Annotated in this window: 12 protein-coding genes and 1 tRNA gene; 10 read left to right on the forward strand and 3 right to left on the reverse strand. The window is 66.1% G+C overall.

The genetic code is table 11. From position 1 onward, the window contains the following. Positions 1–73 precede the first annotated feature (73 nt). The 5 genes from ACAM51_RS25125 (at position 74) to gudD (ending at position 4,114) form a co-directional block, all read left to right on the forward strand. Positions 74–247, forward strand: a complete 174-nt coding sequence (locus ACAM51_RS25125; protein WP_369642238.1) for a hypothetical protein — start codon at positions 74–76, stop codon at positions 245–247. Beyond that, positions 241–384 (forward strand): hypothetical protein, encoded by a 144-nt coding sequence (locus tag ACAM51_RS25130; protein ID WP_218294223.1) that lies wholly within the window; start codon positions 241–243, stop codon positions 382–384. Before ACAM51_RS25125 ends, ACAM51_RS25130 begins: the two co-directional genes overlap by 7 nt. 349 nt (positions 385–733) lie before the next feature. Then, complete coding sequence (gene kdgD, locus ACAM51_RS25135) at positions 734–1,645, forward strand: 5-dehydro-4-deoxyglucarate dehydratase (protein ID WP_218295311.1); 912 nt, start codon at positions 734–736, stop codon at positions 1,643–1,645. A gap of 88 nt (positions 1,646–1,733) precedes the next feature. Next, positions 1,734–2,711, forward strand: coding sequence for a Bug family tripartite tricarboxylate transporter substrate binding protein (locus ACAM51_RS25140; protein WP_369642239.1), 978 nt, complete (start codon positions 1,734–1,736; stop codon positions 2,709–2,711). A gap of 50 nt (positions 2,712–2,761) precedes the next feature. Beyond that, positions 2,762–4,114 (forward strand): glucarate dehydratase, encoded by a 1,353-nt coding sequence (gene gudD / locus ACAM51_RS25145; protein WP_369642240.1) that lies wholly within the window; start codon positions 2,762–2,764, stop codon positions 4,112–4,114. 33 nt (positions 4,115–4,147) lie between these two features. Here the strand turns inward: gudD and ACAM51_RS25150 are convergent, their stop codons facing one another. Together ACAM51_RS25150 and ompR are read right to left on the reverse strand one after the other, a co-directional pair. Beyond that, on the reverse strand, positions 4,148–5,686 hold the full coding sequence (locus ACAM51_RS25150) for an ATP-binding protein (RefSeq protein WP_218294227.1): 1,539 nt from the start codon (positions 5,684–5,686) through the stop codon (positions 4,148–4,150). Positions 5,687–5,704: 18 nt separating this feature from the next. Next, on the reverse strand, positions 5,705–6,436 hold the full coding sequence (ompR, locus tag ACAM51_RS25155) for a two-component system response regulator OmpR (protein ID WP_010460834.1): 732 nt from the start codon (positions 6,434–6,436) through the stop codon (positions 5,705–5,707). Between the two features lie 217 nt (positions 6,437–6,653). On the opposite strand from ompR, the gene ACAM51_RS25160 reads away from it, so the two are divergent. Beyond that, positions 6,654–7,370, forward strand: coding sequence for an SIMPL domain-containing protein (locus ACAM51_RS25160; RefSeq protein WP_218340854.1), 717 nt, complete (start codon positions 6,654–6,656; stop codon positions 7,368–7,370). Positions 7,371–7,524: 154 nt separating this feature from the next. Here ACAM51_RS25160 and ACAM51_RS25165 read toward each other — a convergent pair whose 3' ends face one another. Further along, on the reverse strand, positions 7,525–8,307 hold the full coding sequence (locus ACAM51_RS25165; RefSeq protein WP_218294229.1) for a 3-hydroxybutyrate dehydrogenase: 783 nt from the start codon (positions 8,305–8,307) through the stop codon (positions 7,525–7,527). A gap of 228 nt (positions 8,308–8,535) precedes the next feature. Between ACAM51_RS25165 and ACAM51_RS25170 the strand changes: the two genes are divergently transcribed. From ACAM51_RS25170 to ACAM51_RS25185, 4 genes are all read left to right on the forward strand, one after another. Next, the gene (locus ACAM51_RS25170; protein ID WP_369642241.1) at positions 8,536–9,495 is read left to right on the forward strand and encodes an alpha/beta fold hydrolase; all 960 of its coding nucleotides are present in this window, start codon (positions 8,536–8,538) and stop codon (positions 9,493–9,495) included. Then, entirely contained in the window at positions 9,492–11,702 is a 2,211-nt protein-coding gene (locus ACAM51_RS25175) for a bifunctional (p)ppGpp synthetase/guanosine-3',5'-bis(diphosphate) 3'-pyrophosphohydrolase (protein ID WP_218340856.1), read from the forward strand. The genes ACAM51_RS25170 and ACAM51_RS25175 overlap by 4 nt, the downstream gene beginning before the upstream one ends. 112 nt (positions 11,703–11,814) lie before the next feature. Then, a tRNA-Val gene (locus tag ACAM51_RS25180) sits at positions 11,815–11,891 on the forward strand. A 467-nt stretch (positions 11,892–12,358) separates the two neighbouring features. Continuing rightward, the gene (locus ACAM51_RS25185; protein WP_218294232.1) at positions 12,359–12,511 is read left to right on the forward strand and encodes a hypothetical protein; all 153 of its coding nucleotides are present in this window, start codon (positions 12,359–12,361) and stop codon (positions 12,509–12,511) included. Positions 12,512–13,226: the final 715 nt, after the last annotated feature.

Genomic DNA, 13,226 nt, shown 5'->3' on the forward strand with positions numbered 1-13,226 from the left:
GAAAGCCCCATGCCCCGCTGGAATGCCCTGTTGATGAAGGCTGTGCTGGCCGCCACCGCTCTCGGGCTGGTACATGCTGCGCTACCTGGGCCGCTGCATGGGCGCGGACCGGTGGGTGTTGCTGAGTAGCGTGGCCGGCGTCGAGGCCGAGAGCGCCGGCGGTGCCAACGTGCAGGGCGTGTACCTGGTAGCCACCGGGGCCGACGGCTACCAGCCCTGGTGTCGCTGGACAACCAGCGCGTGCTGATCGCCTGTCGGCTGGACGGCCAGCCACTGGCACGCGGTATGGCGCGGCTGGTGGTAGCGGGCGATGGCAAGGCCGGCCGCCCGGTCTCGGCGCTCGAAACCATCGAGGTGTTTGCGGCCGCGCCTGCGGTGCGGTAGCCGAGAAGGGGTCACGCCGTCGGCACAACGGTCTCGTACCCGGCGTCCTCGGGGCATCGAAGGGGCCGTTCGGGCCGGCTCCGGTCAGCCCACACCCCTTCCGCAATTTCCCAAGATGTCGCATAACAAAGGGTTTTTCCTATAGTTTGTGGAAATGTTAACGTTAACATTCGTGCGTTGCTGCCGTTCAGGCATGGTCTGAAGCGGGTTTTCAAGCCGCTTTGGTCGGTCTGAAAGGCGGCTCGCCCCCTTGAACACTGCTTGAAACCGCTGAAGGCAGCGTGCTGCAAGCCGCTTGTACGACCTGTTGATACGCCCTGACCACCCACCAGACCTGATACCACCATCCATGACCCCGCAAGACCTAAAATCCATCATGGGCTCCGGCCTGCTGTCCTTCCCCATCACGGACTTCGACGAGCAGGGTGAATTCCGCCCCAGGACCTACATCGAGCGCCTGGAGTGGCTGGCCCCCTACGGCGCCAGCGCCTTGTTCGCCGCCGGCGGCACGGGCGAGTATTTCTCGCTCTCGGGCCCCGAGTATGGCCAGGTCATCAAGACCGCCGTGGACACCTGCCGCGGCAAGGTGCCCATCATTGCCGGCGCCGGCGGCCCCACCCGCACCGCCATCGCCCATGCCCAGGAGGCCGAGCGCCTGGGCGCCCACGGCATCCTGCTGCTGCCCCACTACCTGACCGAAGCCGGCCAGGAGGGCCTGATCGAGCATGTGGCCGCCGTGTGCAACAGCGTGAAGTTCGGCGTGATCGTCTACAACCGCGACCGCACCAAGCTGACTGCCGATTCCCTGGCCATCCTGGCCGACCGCTGCCCCAACCTGATCGGCTTCAAGGACGGCGTGGGCAACATCGAGACCATGTCTTCCATCTTCATGAAGATGGGTGACCGCTTCTCCTACCTGGGCGGCCTGCCCACGGCCGAGGTGTATGCGGCGGCCTACAAGGCGCTGGGCACGCCGGTGTATTCGTCCGCAGTGTTCAACTTCATTCCCAAGACGGCGATGGACTTCTACAAGGCCGTGGCGGCCGACGACACGGCCACGCAGCACAGGCTGCTCAAGGAGTTCTTCATGCCCTACCTGGCCATCCGCAACCGGGTGGAAGGCTATGGCGTGAGCATCATCAAGGCGGGCGCCAGGATCGTGGGCCATGACGGTGGGCCGGTGCGCGCGCCGCTGACGGACTTGAAGCCCAGCGAGATGGAAGAGCTCAAGGCGCTCATCGACAAGCTCGGCCCGCAGTAAGCGCGCCCCCCTGTCCCACGCCAACCCTTCAACCCAAGACCCCGCAGAGGGCCGCCGACCACCACCACCACCTCAGGAGACATCCCTCATGTTCGTCAATCAACTGCTGCTCGTGGCCAGCGCCTGCACCCTGGCGTTTTCCGCATCGGCCCAGACGGCCGCCACGCCCTGGCCCGAAAAGCCCGTCACCATCGTTGTGCCGTTTCCGGCGGGCGGCTCCACCGACATGGTGGCGCGCGCCATGGCCCAGCACATGGGCGACAAGCTGGGCCAGAACTTCGTGGTGGACAACCGCCCCGGTGCCACGGGCACGCTGGGTGCGGGTGCCGTCAAACGCGCCGCGCCCGATGGCTACACGTTGCTGGTGTCGTCCCTGGGCGCCTTCGTGGTGGCGCCGCACCTGCTCAAGAGCGTGCCGTACGACGCGCTCAAGGATTTCGACTACATCACCGTGCCCGTGCAGGCGCCCAATGTGCTGGTGGCCTCGCCGGCGCAAAAGGCACGCACCGTGAAGGAGGTGATCGCCCAGCTCAAGGCCAACCCCGGCAAGGTGAGCTTTGCGAGCTCGGGCAACGGCTCGTCGGACCACCTCTCGGCCGAAGTGTTCTGGCAGCAGAGTGGCACCGAAGGCCTGCACATCCCCTACAAGGGCGGCGCGCCGGCCATCAACGACCTGCTGGGCGGGCAGGTGGAGTTCTCGTTCCAGAACGTGAACGCCGTGCTGCAGCACATCCGCGGCGGCAAGCTGCATGCGATTGCCGTCACCGGCGACAAGCGCAGCCTCGTGCTGCCCGACGTGCCCACCCTGGCCGAGGCCGGCGTGGCCGGTGCCGAGGTGTACTCGTGGCAGGGCATGGCCGCGCCCAAGGGCCTGCCACCCGCGCTCAAGAAGAAGCTTTCGGATGCCGCCATCGCCGCCATGAACGACCCCGCCGTGAAGAAGCGCATGCTCGACCAGGGCCTGGAGATCGTGGCCAGCACGCCCGAGGCTTTCACCGCCTACCAGGCACGCGAATTCGCGCGCTGGAAGACGGTCATCGAAACCCGAAAAATCACTGCTGATTGAGATTTACCCCGAGGCGCCTTCGGGCGCCTCATCTTCGCTTCCGGACCACCATGACCACCCCATCCATCCCCTCCGCCGCCAGCACCCCCGTCGTCACCGAGCTGCGCGTGGTGCCCGTGGCGGGCCACGACAGCATGCTCATGAACCTGAGCGGCGCGCACGGCCCGTTCTTCACGCGCAACCTGATCATCCTGCGCGACAGCGCGGGCAACACCGGGGTGGGCGAGGTGCCCGGCGGCGAGAAGATCCGCCAGACCATCGAGGACGCACGGCCATTGATCGTGGGCCGGCCCATCGGCCACCACAACGCGGTACTCAACGCCATGCGCGCCCGGTTCGCCGACCGCGATGCGGGCGGGCGCGGCCTGCAGACCTTCGATTTGCGCATCACCATCCACGCTGTGACGGCGGTGGAGTCGGCCTTCCTGGACCTCTTGGGCCAGCACCTGAACGTGCCCGTGGCCGCGCTGCTGGGCGATGGCGTGCAGCGCGAGGCGGTGCAGATGCTGGGCTACCTGTTCTACGTGGGCGACCGCGCAAAGACCGACCTGGCCTACCGCACCGAGCCCGGTGCCGACAACGACTGGTTCCGCCTGCGCAACGAGAAGGCCATGACGGCCGACGGCATCGTGCGCCTGGCCGAGGTCGCGTACGAGCGCTACGGCTTTGCCGACTTCAAGCTCAAGGGCGGCGTGCTGCGCGGCGAGGAAGAGGTCGAGGCCATCCGCGCGCTGCACGAGCGCTTTCCCGAGGCGCGTGTGACGCTGGACCCCAACGGCGGCTGGCTGCTGAAAGATGCGGTCCGCATCACGCGCGACCTGCACGGCGTGATGGCCTATGCCGAGGACCCCTGCGGTGCCGAAGGCGTGTTCTCGGGCCGCGAGGTGATGGCCGAGTTTCGCCGCGCCACGGGCCTGCCCACCGCCACCAACATGGTGGCCACCGACTGGCGCGAAATGGCGCACAGCCTGGCCCTGCAGTCGGTGGACATCCCCCTGGCCGACCCGCATTTCTGGACCATGGCCGGCTCGGTGCGCGTGGCGCAGATGTGCCAAGCCTTCGGCCTGACCTGGGGCTCGCATTCCAACAACCATTTCGACGTGTCGCTGGCCATGTTCACCCACGTGGGCGCCGCCGCACCGGGGCGCGTGACGGCCATCGACACGCACTGGATCTGGCAGGACGGTGAGCGGCTGACGAAGGAGCCTTTCCAGATCAAGGACGGCTTCATCCAGTTGCCCACCAAGCCCGGCTTGGGCGTGGAGCTGGACATGGAGGAGGTGGAGCGCGCCCACCGCCTGTACCTGCAGCATGGGCTGGGCGCGCGTGACGATGCGATCGCCATGCAGTACCTGATCCCCGGCTGGAAGTTCAACAACAAATCGCCCTGCATGGTGCGCTGAACGGGCCTGCGGCCCGGGGAGCGGATGCTTGAGTCAGGCGGTCTTGTCTTCCGCCCGGCGTCTTGGCAGCTGGCGCTTGATGGACGGCCGCTGCAGGCGCTGCTTGGGGTCGGCGCCGTCGGGCAGGTCGGTGGCACGCTGCAACTGCAGGTGGGCCACCAGACCGCCCGTGCTGGAATTGGCCAGCGCGAAGATGCCGCCCATGCGCTGCACCGTCTTGTCGACGATGGACAGCCCCAGCCCCGCACCGGCGGCGGCCGTGCGGGCGGAATCCCCCCGGAAGAAGGGTTTGGTCAGGTTGGACAGCTGCTCGGGCGGCACGCCCGGGCCATGGTCGCGCAGTTTGACCAGCACCCAGTTCTCCCGGCCTTTCGCGACGATGTCCACGCTGGTGATGCCGGTGTCCTCGGTCTTGCCATAGCGCCGGGCGTTCTCCAGCAGGTTGGAGATCACGCGCGCCAGTTCCACTTCATCAGCCAGCACGTTCAGGTCTTCGGGCACCGACATGGTGATCTGGAGTTCGCGGTGGTCCTGCACGGCGTACACGCAGGACGAGACCACCGCATGCAGGTTGACGGGTGTCAGCGTCACGTGGTCAGGCCGCGCGTAGTCGAGGAACTTGTCGATGGTGGCGTCGAGCTGCACGATGTCGGCCACCATGTGCTCGCGCGCGACTTCATCGTTCACGCTCATCTCGGTTTCGAGCCGCAGGCGCGCCAGCGGCGTGCGCAGGTCGTGCGAGATGCCGGCCAGCATCACGGCGCGGTCCTGCTCCAGCTTGGCGAGCTTCTGCGCCATGCGGTTGAAGCCGATGTTCACCTCGCGGATTTCACTGGTCACCACCTCTTCATCCAGGTGGCTGGCCGCGAAATCGCCGTCCTTGACGCGGTTGGCGGCGTACGACAGCTGCTTGAGCGGCCGATTGATCAGCCGTGCAATGGCCGCGGCGCCCGCCAGTGACAGCGCCCCCGCCGTGATCAGCCAGATCAGCCAGGTGCGGCCGCCCGCCGGGCTGAAGCGCGAGCGGTCCATCAGTAGCCAGTTGGGGTCGCCGTTGATGTTGAAGCCGACCCACAGGCCTGTTTCTCCATTCACGTTTTGCGCCACGATGGTGTCGGGGCCCAGGCGCTGGGTGAGCTCGTCGGTCAGGCGGTTGCCCAGGGCCGTGCCCTCCAGCAGTTCGAATTTGTCGCGCGGCTCGCGCGGCAGGATGCGCACGCCTTCCTGATCGGCCATGGTCTTGATGAGCGACACGCGGGCGATGGCATCGGAGTGCACGAGCGCGGCGCGGCTCAGGTTCACCAGCGAGGCGATCTGCTGCGCGGTGTGCAGCGTGCGCGGTTCAAACTCCAGCGCTCTCAGTGTCTGCAGCCATGCCAGGATGCTGCCCACCAGGAGCAGCGCCAGCAGGAAGAAGGTGCGCCAGAAGAGATTGAGGCCCACGCGCGCCCGTTGCTCCCGAGCCTGTCTCAGGGACTCGAGGGGGGCGGGGCTGGTGGCGTCGGAAGGAGCGGTCACGGACTGCCGGAACGATGGTGATCTCGACCTCGGATGGCCGTCGGATTTGCGCATACAAGAAAGAAGGAAGGGTCAGCTCGTTCCGTCCGGCACGAAAACGTAGCCCACGCCCCACACGGTCTGGATGTAGCGCGGCGCGGCGGCGTCCACTTCCACCAGCTTGCGCAGGCGCGAGACTTGCACGTCCAGGCTGCGGTCGAAGGGCTCGAACTCGCGGCCGCGTGCCAGCAAGGCCAGCTTTTCGCGCGACAGCGGCTGGCGCGGGTGGCGTACCAGGGCCTTGAGCATGGCGAACTCGCCCGTGGTCAGGGGCAGCTCTTCGCCATTGCGCTGCAGTGCGCGGGTGCCCAGGTCGAAGGTAAAGGGGCCGAAGGTCACGACCTCGTTGTCGCCCGAAGGCGCACCGGGGGCTTCCTGCGCGGGGCGGCGGCGCAGCACGGCGTGGATGCGCGCGAGCAGTTCGCGGGGGTTGAACGGTTTGCCCAGGTAGTCGTCGGCGCCCACTTCCAGGCCCACGATGCGGTCCACGTCCTCGCCCTTGGCGGTGAGCATGATGATGGGTGTGCGGTCATTGGCCGCACGCAGGCGGCGGCAGATGGACAGGCCGTCCTCGCCCGGCATCATCAGGTCGAGCACGATGATGTCCACGGTCTCGCGCAACAGCAGGCGGTTGAGTGCCTTGCCGTCTTCGGCGACCATGACTTCAAAGCCTTCCTGGGTGAGGTAGCGGCGCAGCAGATCACGGATTCGTGCATCGTCATCCACCACCAGAACTTTGTCGGTGCGATTGGTTGTTGTGGCCATCTTGATCCCAAGTCCAATTTGTAACAGAGCCGATTCTGACCACTTGGAACGCCGAAGTTCGGGTTTTGGCCTTGGGTTTGACCAACTGTTACAAGTTTTGCCCAGCTTCGCACAGTGCGCGGCGGGGCTTCATCACGGGCGGGATGCCACGCGGTTATCGTGGTGCCCCGCGCTGCCCAACGAAGGGCGGCGCTTTGATGCCAAGGATGTTTCCGCCATGAAGATGACTACCAAAATGATAGCTGCAGGCGCTTTTCTGGCTTGCGCTGGAGCCGCATTTGCTCAGAATGCACCTGCAGCGGAGCCGCGCAATGTGGTGCAGCTGTCAGCCACGGGCACGGTCGAAGTGCAGCAGGATCTGCTGGTGCTCAGCCTCGCCACCAGCAAGGAGGCTGCGGATGCCGCCACCGTGCAGGCGCAGCTCAAGCAGGCGCTCGACACGGCGCTGGCCGAAGCCAAGCGCAATGCCCAGCCCGGCCAGCTGGATGTGCGCACGGGCCCGTTCGGCCTTTTCCCGCGCTACAACAAGGACGGCAAGATCAATGGCTGGCAGGGCCGCGCGGAACTGGTGCTGGAAGGCCGCGATTTCGCCCGCATCACCACCACGGCGGGCAAGATCCAGACCATGGCCATCCACCAGGTCGCATTCGGCCTGTCGCGCGAGGCGCGTGCCAAGGTGGAGGATGAGGCCCAGACCCAGGCCATCGAGCAGTTCAAGGCCCGCGCGGCCGAGCTGGCCAAGGGGTTTGGCTTCAGCAACTACAGCCTGCGCGAGGTGGCGGTGAACAGCAATGAGATGGCGCCCGGTCCCCGCCCGCGCATGATGGCCGCCGAGGCCAAGATGGGCGGGGCCTATGCGGACTCCGCCGTCCCGGTGGAAGCGGGCAAGGCCCAGGTGGTCGTCAACGTGTCGGGCTCGGTGCAGATGCGTTGAGACCGGCCGGCCCGGCCACAGCACCAAGGCTGAAAGTCAAATCCCGCCTGAAAGTGCCGTCTGTTCTGGGCTGAGCAGCGGCACCTGCTGTTGAAAATGGAGCATCTGCCGGGGGCATGTGGCCGTGGCCCCGTGCCCCCGGGGGCCCAGCCCCTTACTGCGCCGCCCAGCCGCCGTCCATGTTCCAGGCCACCCCGCGCACGTTGTTGGCGGCGGGGGAGCAGAAGAACACGGCCAGCTCGCCCAGCTCTTCCGGCGTGGTGAACTGCATGGAGGGCTCTTTTTCGCCCAGCAGCAGCTTCTTGGCGTCCTCGTTGGACAGGCCATGTTCCGCTGCCTTGGCATCCACCTGCTTTTGCACCAGGGGCGTCAGCACCCAGCCGGGGCAGATGGCATTGCAGGTCACGCCGGTGGTGGCGTTTTCCAGCGCGGTCACCTTGGTCAGGCCCACGATGCCGTGCTTGGCTGCCACGTAGGCGGCCTTCTGTGCCGAGCCCACCAGGCCGTGCACCGATGCCACGTTGATGATGCGGCCCCAGTTGGCGCCCTTCATGGCGGGCAGCGCCAGGCGCGAGGTGTGAAAGGCGCTCGTGAGGTTGATGGCGATCACCGCGTCCCAGCGTTCCACGGGGAAGTCTTCCACGTTGGCCACATGCTGTATGCCGGCGTTGTTCACGAGGATGTCCACGCGCCCGAACTGCGCGGTGCTGTACTTCATCATGTCTTCGATGTCGGCCACACGGCTCATGTCGGCGCCGTGGTAGGCCACCTGGACACCTGCGGCCTCGCCAGCGGCCAGCACCTCGGCGCGCGGGCCTTCCACGTCTCCGAAGCCATTGAGCACGATGTTGGCGCCCTGGCGGGCCAGTGCCTTTGCGATTCCAAGACCAATGCCACTGGTCGAGCCGGTGACGAGGGCGGTTTTGCCTTTCAGCATGAGAGTCTCTCCGAATGAATTACGATGAACGCAAGGGAAGGGCGGCACGGATTGCGTGGCACGCGGCCACCCGGATCAGGATGGATGCAGGGCGCAAATCGCAGCGACAGCCACGGCGGTCGGGGATTTGCAGCGCGGCAGACACCCGGGACTGCGGATGGACGCAGTGCGGCGATCCGTGCCGACCTTCCCGGCATTATCAAGCGCTGCCCCTCGATTCCGCTCCCCATGATTGAACCTACGCTGAACTACGTACTGTGCCCTGGCCCTGCGGCCACCGGGGTGTCTTCTGGTAACGCCTCCGTTGCCGAGTCTCGCCACCGCATGGCGTACTGGGAGTGGAATGCCACGGGCAATCCAGCACATCCGCACGTGGTGCTCTGCGTGCACGGCCTCTCGCGCCAGGGGCGGGACTTCGACACCCTCGCGCGTGCGCTGAGCGCGCATGCCCGCGTCATCTGTCCTGATGTGGTCGGGCGGGGCCAGAGCGACTGGCTGGCCGATCCCATGGGCTACCAGATCCCCCAGTACGCGGCCGACATGCTCGCGCTGGTGGCCCAGTTGCAGGGGCAGGGCCCCATCGCCACCCTCGACTGGGTGGGCACCAGCATGGGAGGGCTCATCGGCATGGGCGTCGCGGGGCAGCCAGGGCTGCCGCTGCCCGTGCCCGTGCGGCGCCTGGTGCTCAACGACGTGGGGCCGGTCATCCAGTGGGAAGCCCTGCAGCGCATCGGGCTCTATCTGGGACAGCTGGCACGGTTCGAGTCGCTGCAGCAGGCGGCGGATGCCATGTGGGCCATTTCGACGAGCTTTGGCCCGCACACGCCGCAACAGTGGCTGGAACTTTCGCGCCACATGGTGCGCACGCTGCCGGAGGGCGGCATCACACTGCACTACGACCCTGCCATCGCGGTGCCGTTTCGGGCATTGACGCAGGAGTCCGCCGCGGCGGGGGAGGCCATGCTCTGGCAGCTGTACGACCATATCGCCGCGCGCACGCTGCTGCTGCGCGGTGCGCAATCGGATCTGCTGTCCCGCGAAACCGCGCAGGCCATGGCGCAGCGAGGCCCCCGTGCGCGCTTGGTGGAGTTCGAAGGCGTGGGGCATGCGCCCACTCTGGTCGCGGCCGACCAGGTCGCTGCGGTCACCGGTTTCCTGCTGGCGGCGGAAGGTGCTTTGGCCGGATGAAAACCTACCCTCCCGCACAGGCGTCCCTCGCCCCCCAGGCCGAGGTTCTCCCCCAGCTCATTGCAGCCACTGCGCACACGCTGCCCGAGCAGGTCAACGCGCTGGCCCGCGCCCGCGCCTTTGCCGAGCCCCTGATGGCGGGCGAGACCCTGGACTCGGGCGAAAACACGCTGGCCCATGCCGATGCCGTGGCCGCCATCCTCAAGGGAATAGGCGGCTCCGAGGCCATGCAGGCGGCCAGCTACCTGGTGCACGCATGCATTCACCTCAACAAGCCCGAAGAGGTCATTGCCAAGGCCTTTGGCGAGAACTTCGCGGCGCTTGCGGTGGAGACCACCAAGCTCATGCGCGTGCAGCAGCAGGCCCGCGCCGCCGAGCACCTGGACGACCCCGCCATCCAGACGGAGAACGTGCGCAAGATGCTGCTCGCGTTCTCGCGCGACCTGCGCGTGGTGATGCTGCGCCTGGCCTCGCGCCTGCAGACGCTGCGCTTTCATGCGTCCGCCAAGCGCCCCGTGTCGCCCAGCCTGGCGCGCGAATCGCTGCAGGTATTCGCGCCGTTGGCCAATCGCCTGGGCATCTGGCAGGTCAAGTGGGAGCTGGAGGACCTGTCCTTTCGTTTCCTGGAGCCCGACACCTACAAGGAAGTGGCGCGCCTGCTCGACGAAAAACGCGGCGAGCGCGAGGTGTACATGGAGCAGCTGCGCGCGCGGCTCGAGGCTGACCTGCGCGCGCGCAGCATCAGCGCCAGCGTGCAGGGGCGCCCCAAGCACATCTACAGCATCGTCAAGAAGATGCGCGGCAAGTCGCTCAACTTCGACCAGGTGTTCGACATCCGTGCGCTGCGGGTTGTCGTGCCCACGGTGAAGGATTGCTACGCCGCCCTGAGCTGGGTGCACGAGCAGTTCAAGCCCATCGTGGAGGAGTTTGACGACTACATCGCCAAGCCCAAGCCCAACGGCTACCAGTCGCTGCACACCATCGTGCGCGACGACCACGGCAAGCCCATCGAAATCCAGATCCGAACCCAGGCCATGCATGACCATGCCGAACACGGCGTGGCCGCCCATTGGGCCTACAAGGAGGCGGGGAGCAAGGGCTATGCGGGGGTTTCTGCCTCGGGCGAATACGACGCCAAGATCGCGGTGCTGCGCCAGCTGCTGGCATGGGAGCGCGACCTGTCGGGTGCTGTACCCAATCGGGGGCTGTTCGAGGACCGCATCTACGTGCTGACGCCCGATGCCGCCGTGGTGGAGTTGCCGCAGGGCGCCACGCCCGTGGACTTCGCATATGCCGTGCACACCAGCCTCGGGCACCGCTGCCGGGGGGCCCGGGTGGACGGCGCCATGGTGCCACTCAACACCCCGCTGCAAAACGGGCAGACCGTGGAGATATCGACTGTCAAGGAGGGCCGCCCCTCGCGCGACTGGCTCAATGCCGAGCTGGGCTACCTCACCAGCCATCGCGCCAAGGCCAAGGTGCGTGCCTGGTTCAACGCCCAGGCGACACACGAAACCGTGGCGCGGGGCCGCGAGGCGGTCGAGAAGCTGCTGCAGCGCGAGGGCAAGACCGCCGTCAAGCTGGACGACCTTGCGGTGCAACTGGGTTTCAAGTCCGCCGACGCCTTGTTTGAGGTGGTGGGCAAGGACGAGTTCTCGCTGCGCAACATCGAAACGGTGCTGCGACCGCCCGAGCCTGTGATGCAGCCGGATGACTACCTGCTGCTCAAGAAGGCCCGCACGAATGCCGCTCCGAAGGGCGGCGTACTGGTCGTCGGCATCGACTCGCTGATGACCCAGCTGGCCAAGTGCTGCAAGCCGGCACCGCCCGATTTGATTCGCGGCTTCGTGACGCGCGGCAAGGGGGTCAGCGTGCACCGGGCCGATTGCAGCAACTTTCGCGAGATGGCCGCGCGCAGCGTCGAGCGTGTCATCGAGGTGGAATGGGGCGCGCCAAAGTCAGCGGCGGTTGCAGCCGTGTATCCCGTCGATGTGGCCGTGGAAGCCGCCGACCGCCAGGGCCTGTTGCGCGACATCTCTGAAGTCTTTGCCCGGGAAAAAACCAATGTGATCGGCGTGCAGACCCAGTCGGTGAAAGGCACTGCGTGGATGACCTTCACGGTGGAGGTCGCCGATTCAGGCCGCCTCAACAAGGTCCTCGGCATCGTGGCCAGCGTGCCGGGCGTGCGCTCGGCACGCCGCCGTTGAGCGGCTTGCAGGACAGGCATGCAAAGGGCGCCAGTGAGTTCTATGCGAAGTGTTGCCTGTTTTTTGGCAAGCCCCTCATTTTTATGGCTATAATCGTAGTCTAAACAACGACAGGCGCGTAGCTCAGCTGGTTAGAGCACCACCTTGACATGGTGGGGGTCGTTGGTTCGAGTCCAATCGCGCCTACCAAGTTTCCTTCTGAAGTGAACCAGACTTCGGGTTTTCGGGATTCTTGAGGACCCTGTTTTTTTGGGTTCCTGATCAAATTAAGCCGCCCCCACTGGGCGGCTTTTTTGTTTCTGCGCCACGTCCAGCTTTGCCCTGTCTGTCCTGGCCCCAGGCCGTTGACCCATTCCGCATGGCGGTTGAAAGGCAACTGGGCAATCCTGCGGCCTGTCTGTGGGGCGACGGGTGAGTGGCTCGGCCCGCGCCACAATCACTCGTGATCGCATATGTGCAATGCTCCACAGGCGCTTGCCACGGAGGCATCCATATAAGAAGGGTGATTGATGTCGTGGCTCATGGCGCCTTGTGGCGAGATTTGGCGACTGGGGCACACCCATCGGCGGGTGGCTGCACGCAGATTGGCGTTTGTCTGACACGGCGAGATGTTTCGCCGCGTTAACTTGGGGGCTCCAGAGAGAAGGGTCACCACCATGAACACACCAGCCAATTCTTCCCGCATGCAACACGTTCTCGTGGATACGGATCCAGAACTGGGCATGTACGACACCCGGGTCTTCTGGCTTGCCGCAGTGGTTGCCACGGTGGCGGTGCTGGCGGTGGCGTATTTCAAGATGGGCTATTGAATCGTTCGATGCCGCCATCGCCTGGGCCGCTGTTCCCGTCTGCTGTCAACCGCACCGCCAAGCGTGGTGTTTCATCGCGCTGGTGCTATCTCTTGAGTGCAAGCGGCACCGCTGGTCTTGATTCTTGACGTATCCCTGTATACCAGCAGCCTGCACGGCGCATGACATGTCTGGCACTTTGCGCCCACCAAAGGCCGCGCGGTCCATCTCTGCCGCAGCCCTTCGCGATCCTGATCGCGCCGCCGTCCTGAGCGGCAAGAAGGTTCATCTCCCTCCCTTCGAAGCACCGATGCCACGCGGTGCGGGCCGACCTGAGTTGCTATCGCCGAAGCCGACCGCCAGCTAGAAGTGGGGCGGCGGGTCTTGCACCGGGGGTGTGCCTGGCTGCGCTGGCGGATCGACCTGGGGTGGCTCGGGCGTCCAGGGGGGCGGGGTGTCCACGGGAGGGAAGGGGGGTACGGGGGAGGGGGCGGGTACGTGGGTGTGAAGCATCGCGGTCTTTCCTTTCGAGTGGACCTGGGCAATGGCCTCACGTTATCGCCTTCCCGTGGCGCTTTGTGCCAGCCAACACGCCGACCCGGCCTCAGCCTCGTGCGATAGGCCCGGGCAGGGGCCGTTACGTCTCGACAGGCAAGTTGCTTGCGTTGGCAGCGCGTAACGCCGATAGGGGCCTACGATGCTTCTGTCAGGCTCTCTCCCTGACACCTCCCTCCTC

It is taken from the genome of Acidovorax sp. A79, from assembly GCF_041154505.1.
Lineage (GTDB): Bacteria > Pseudomonadota > Gammaproteobacteria > Burkholderiales > Burkholderiaceae_C > Acidovorax.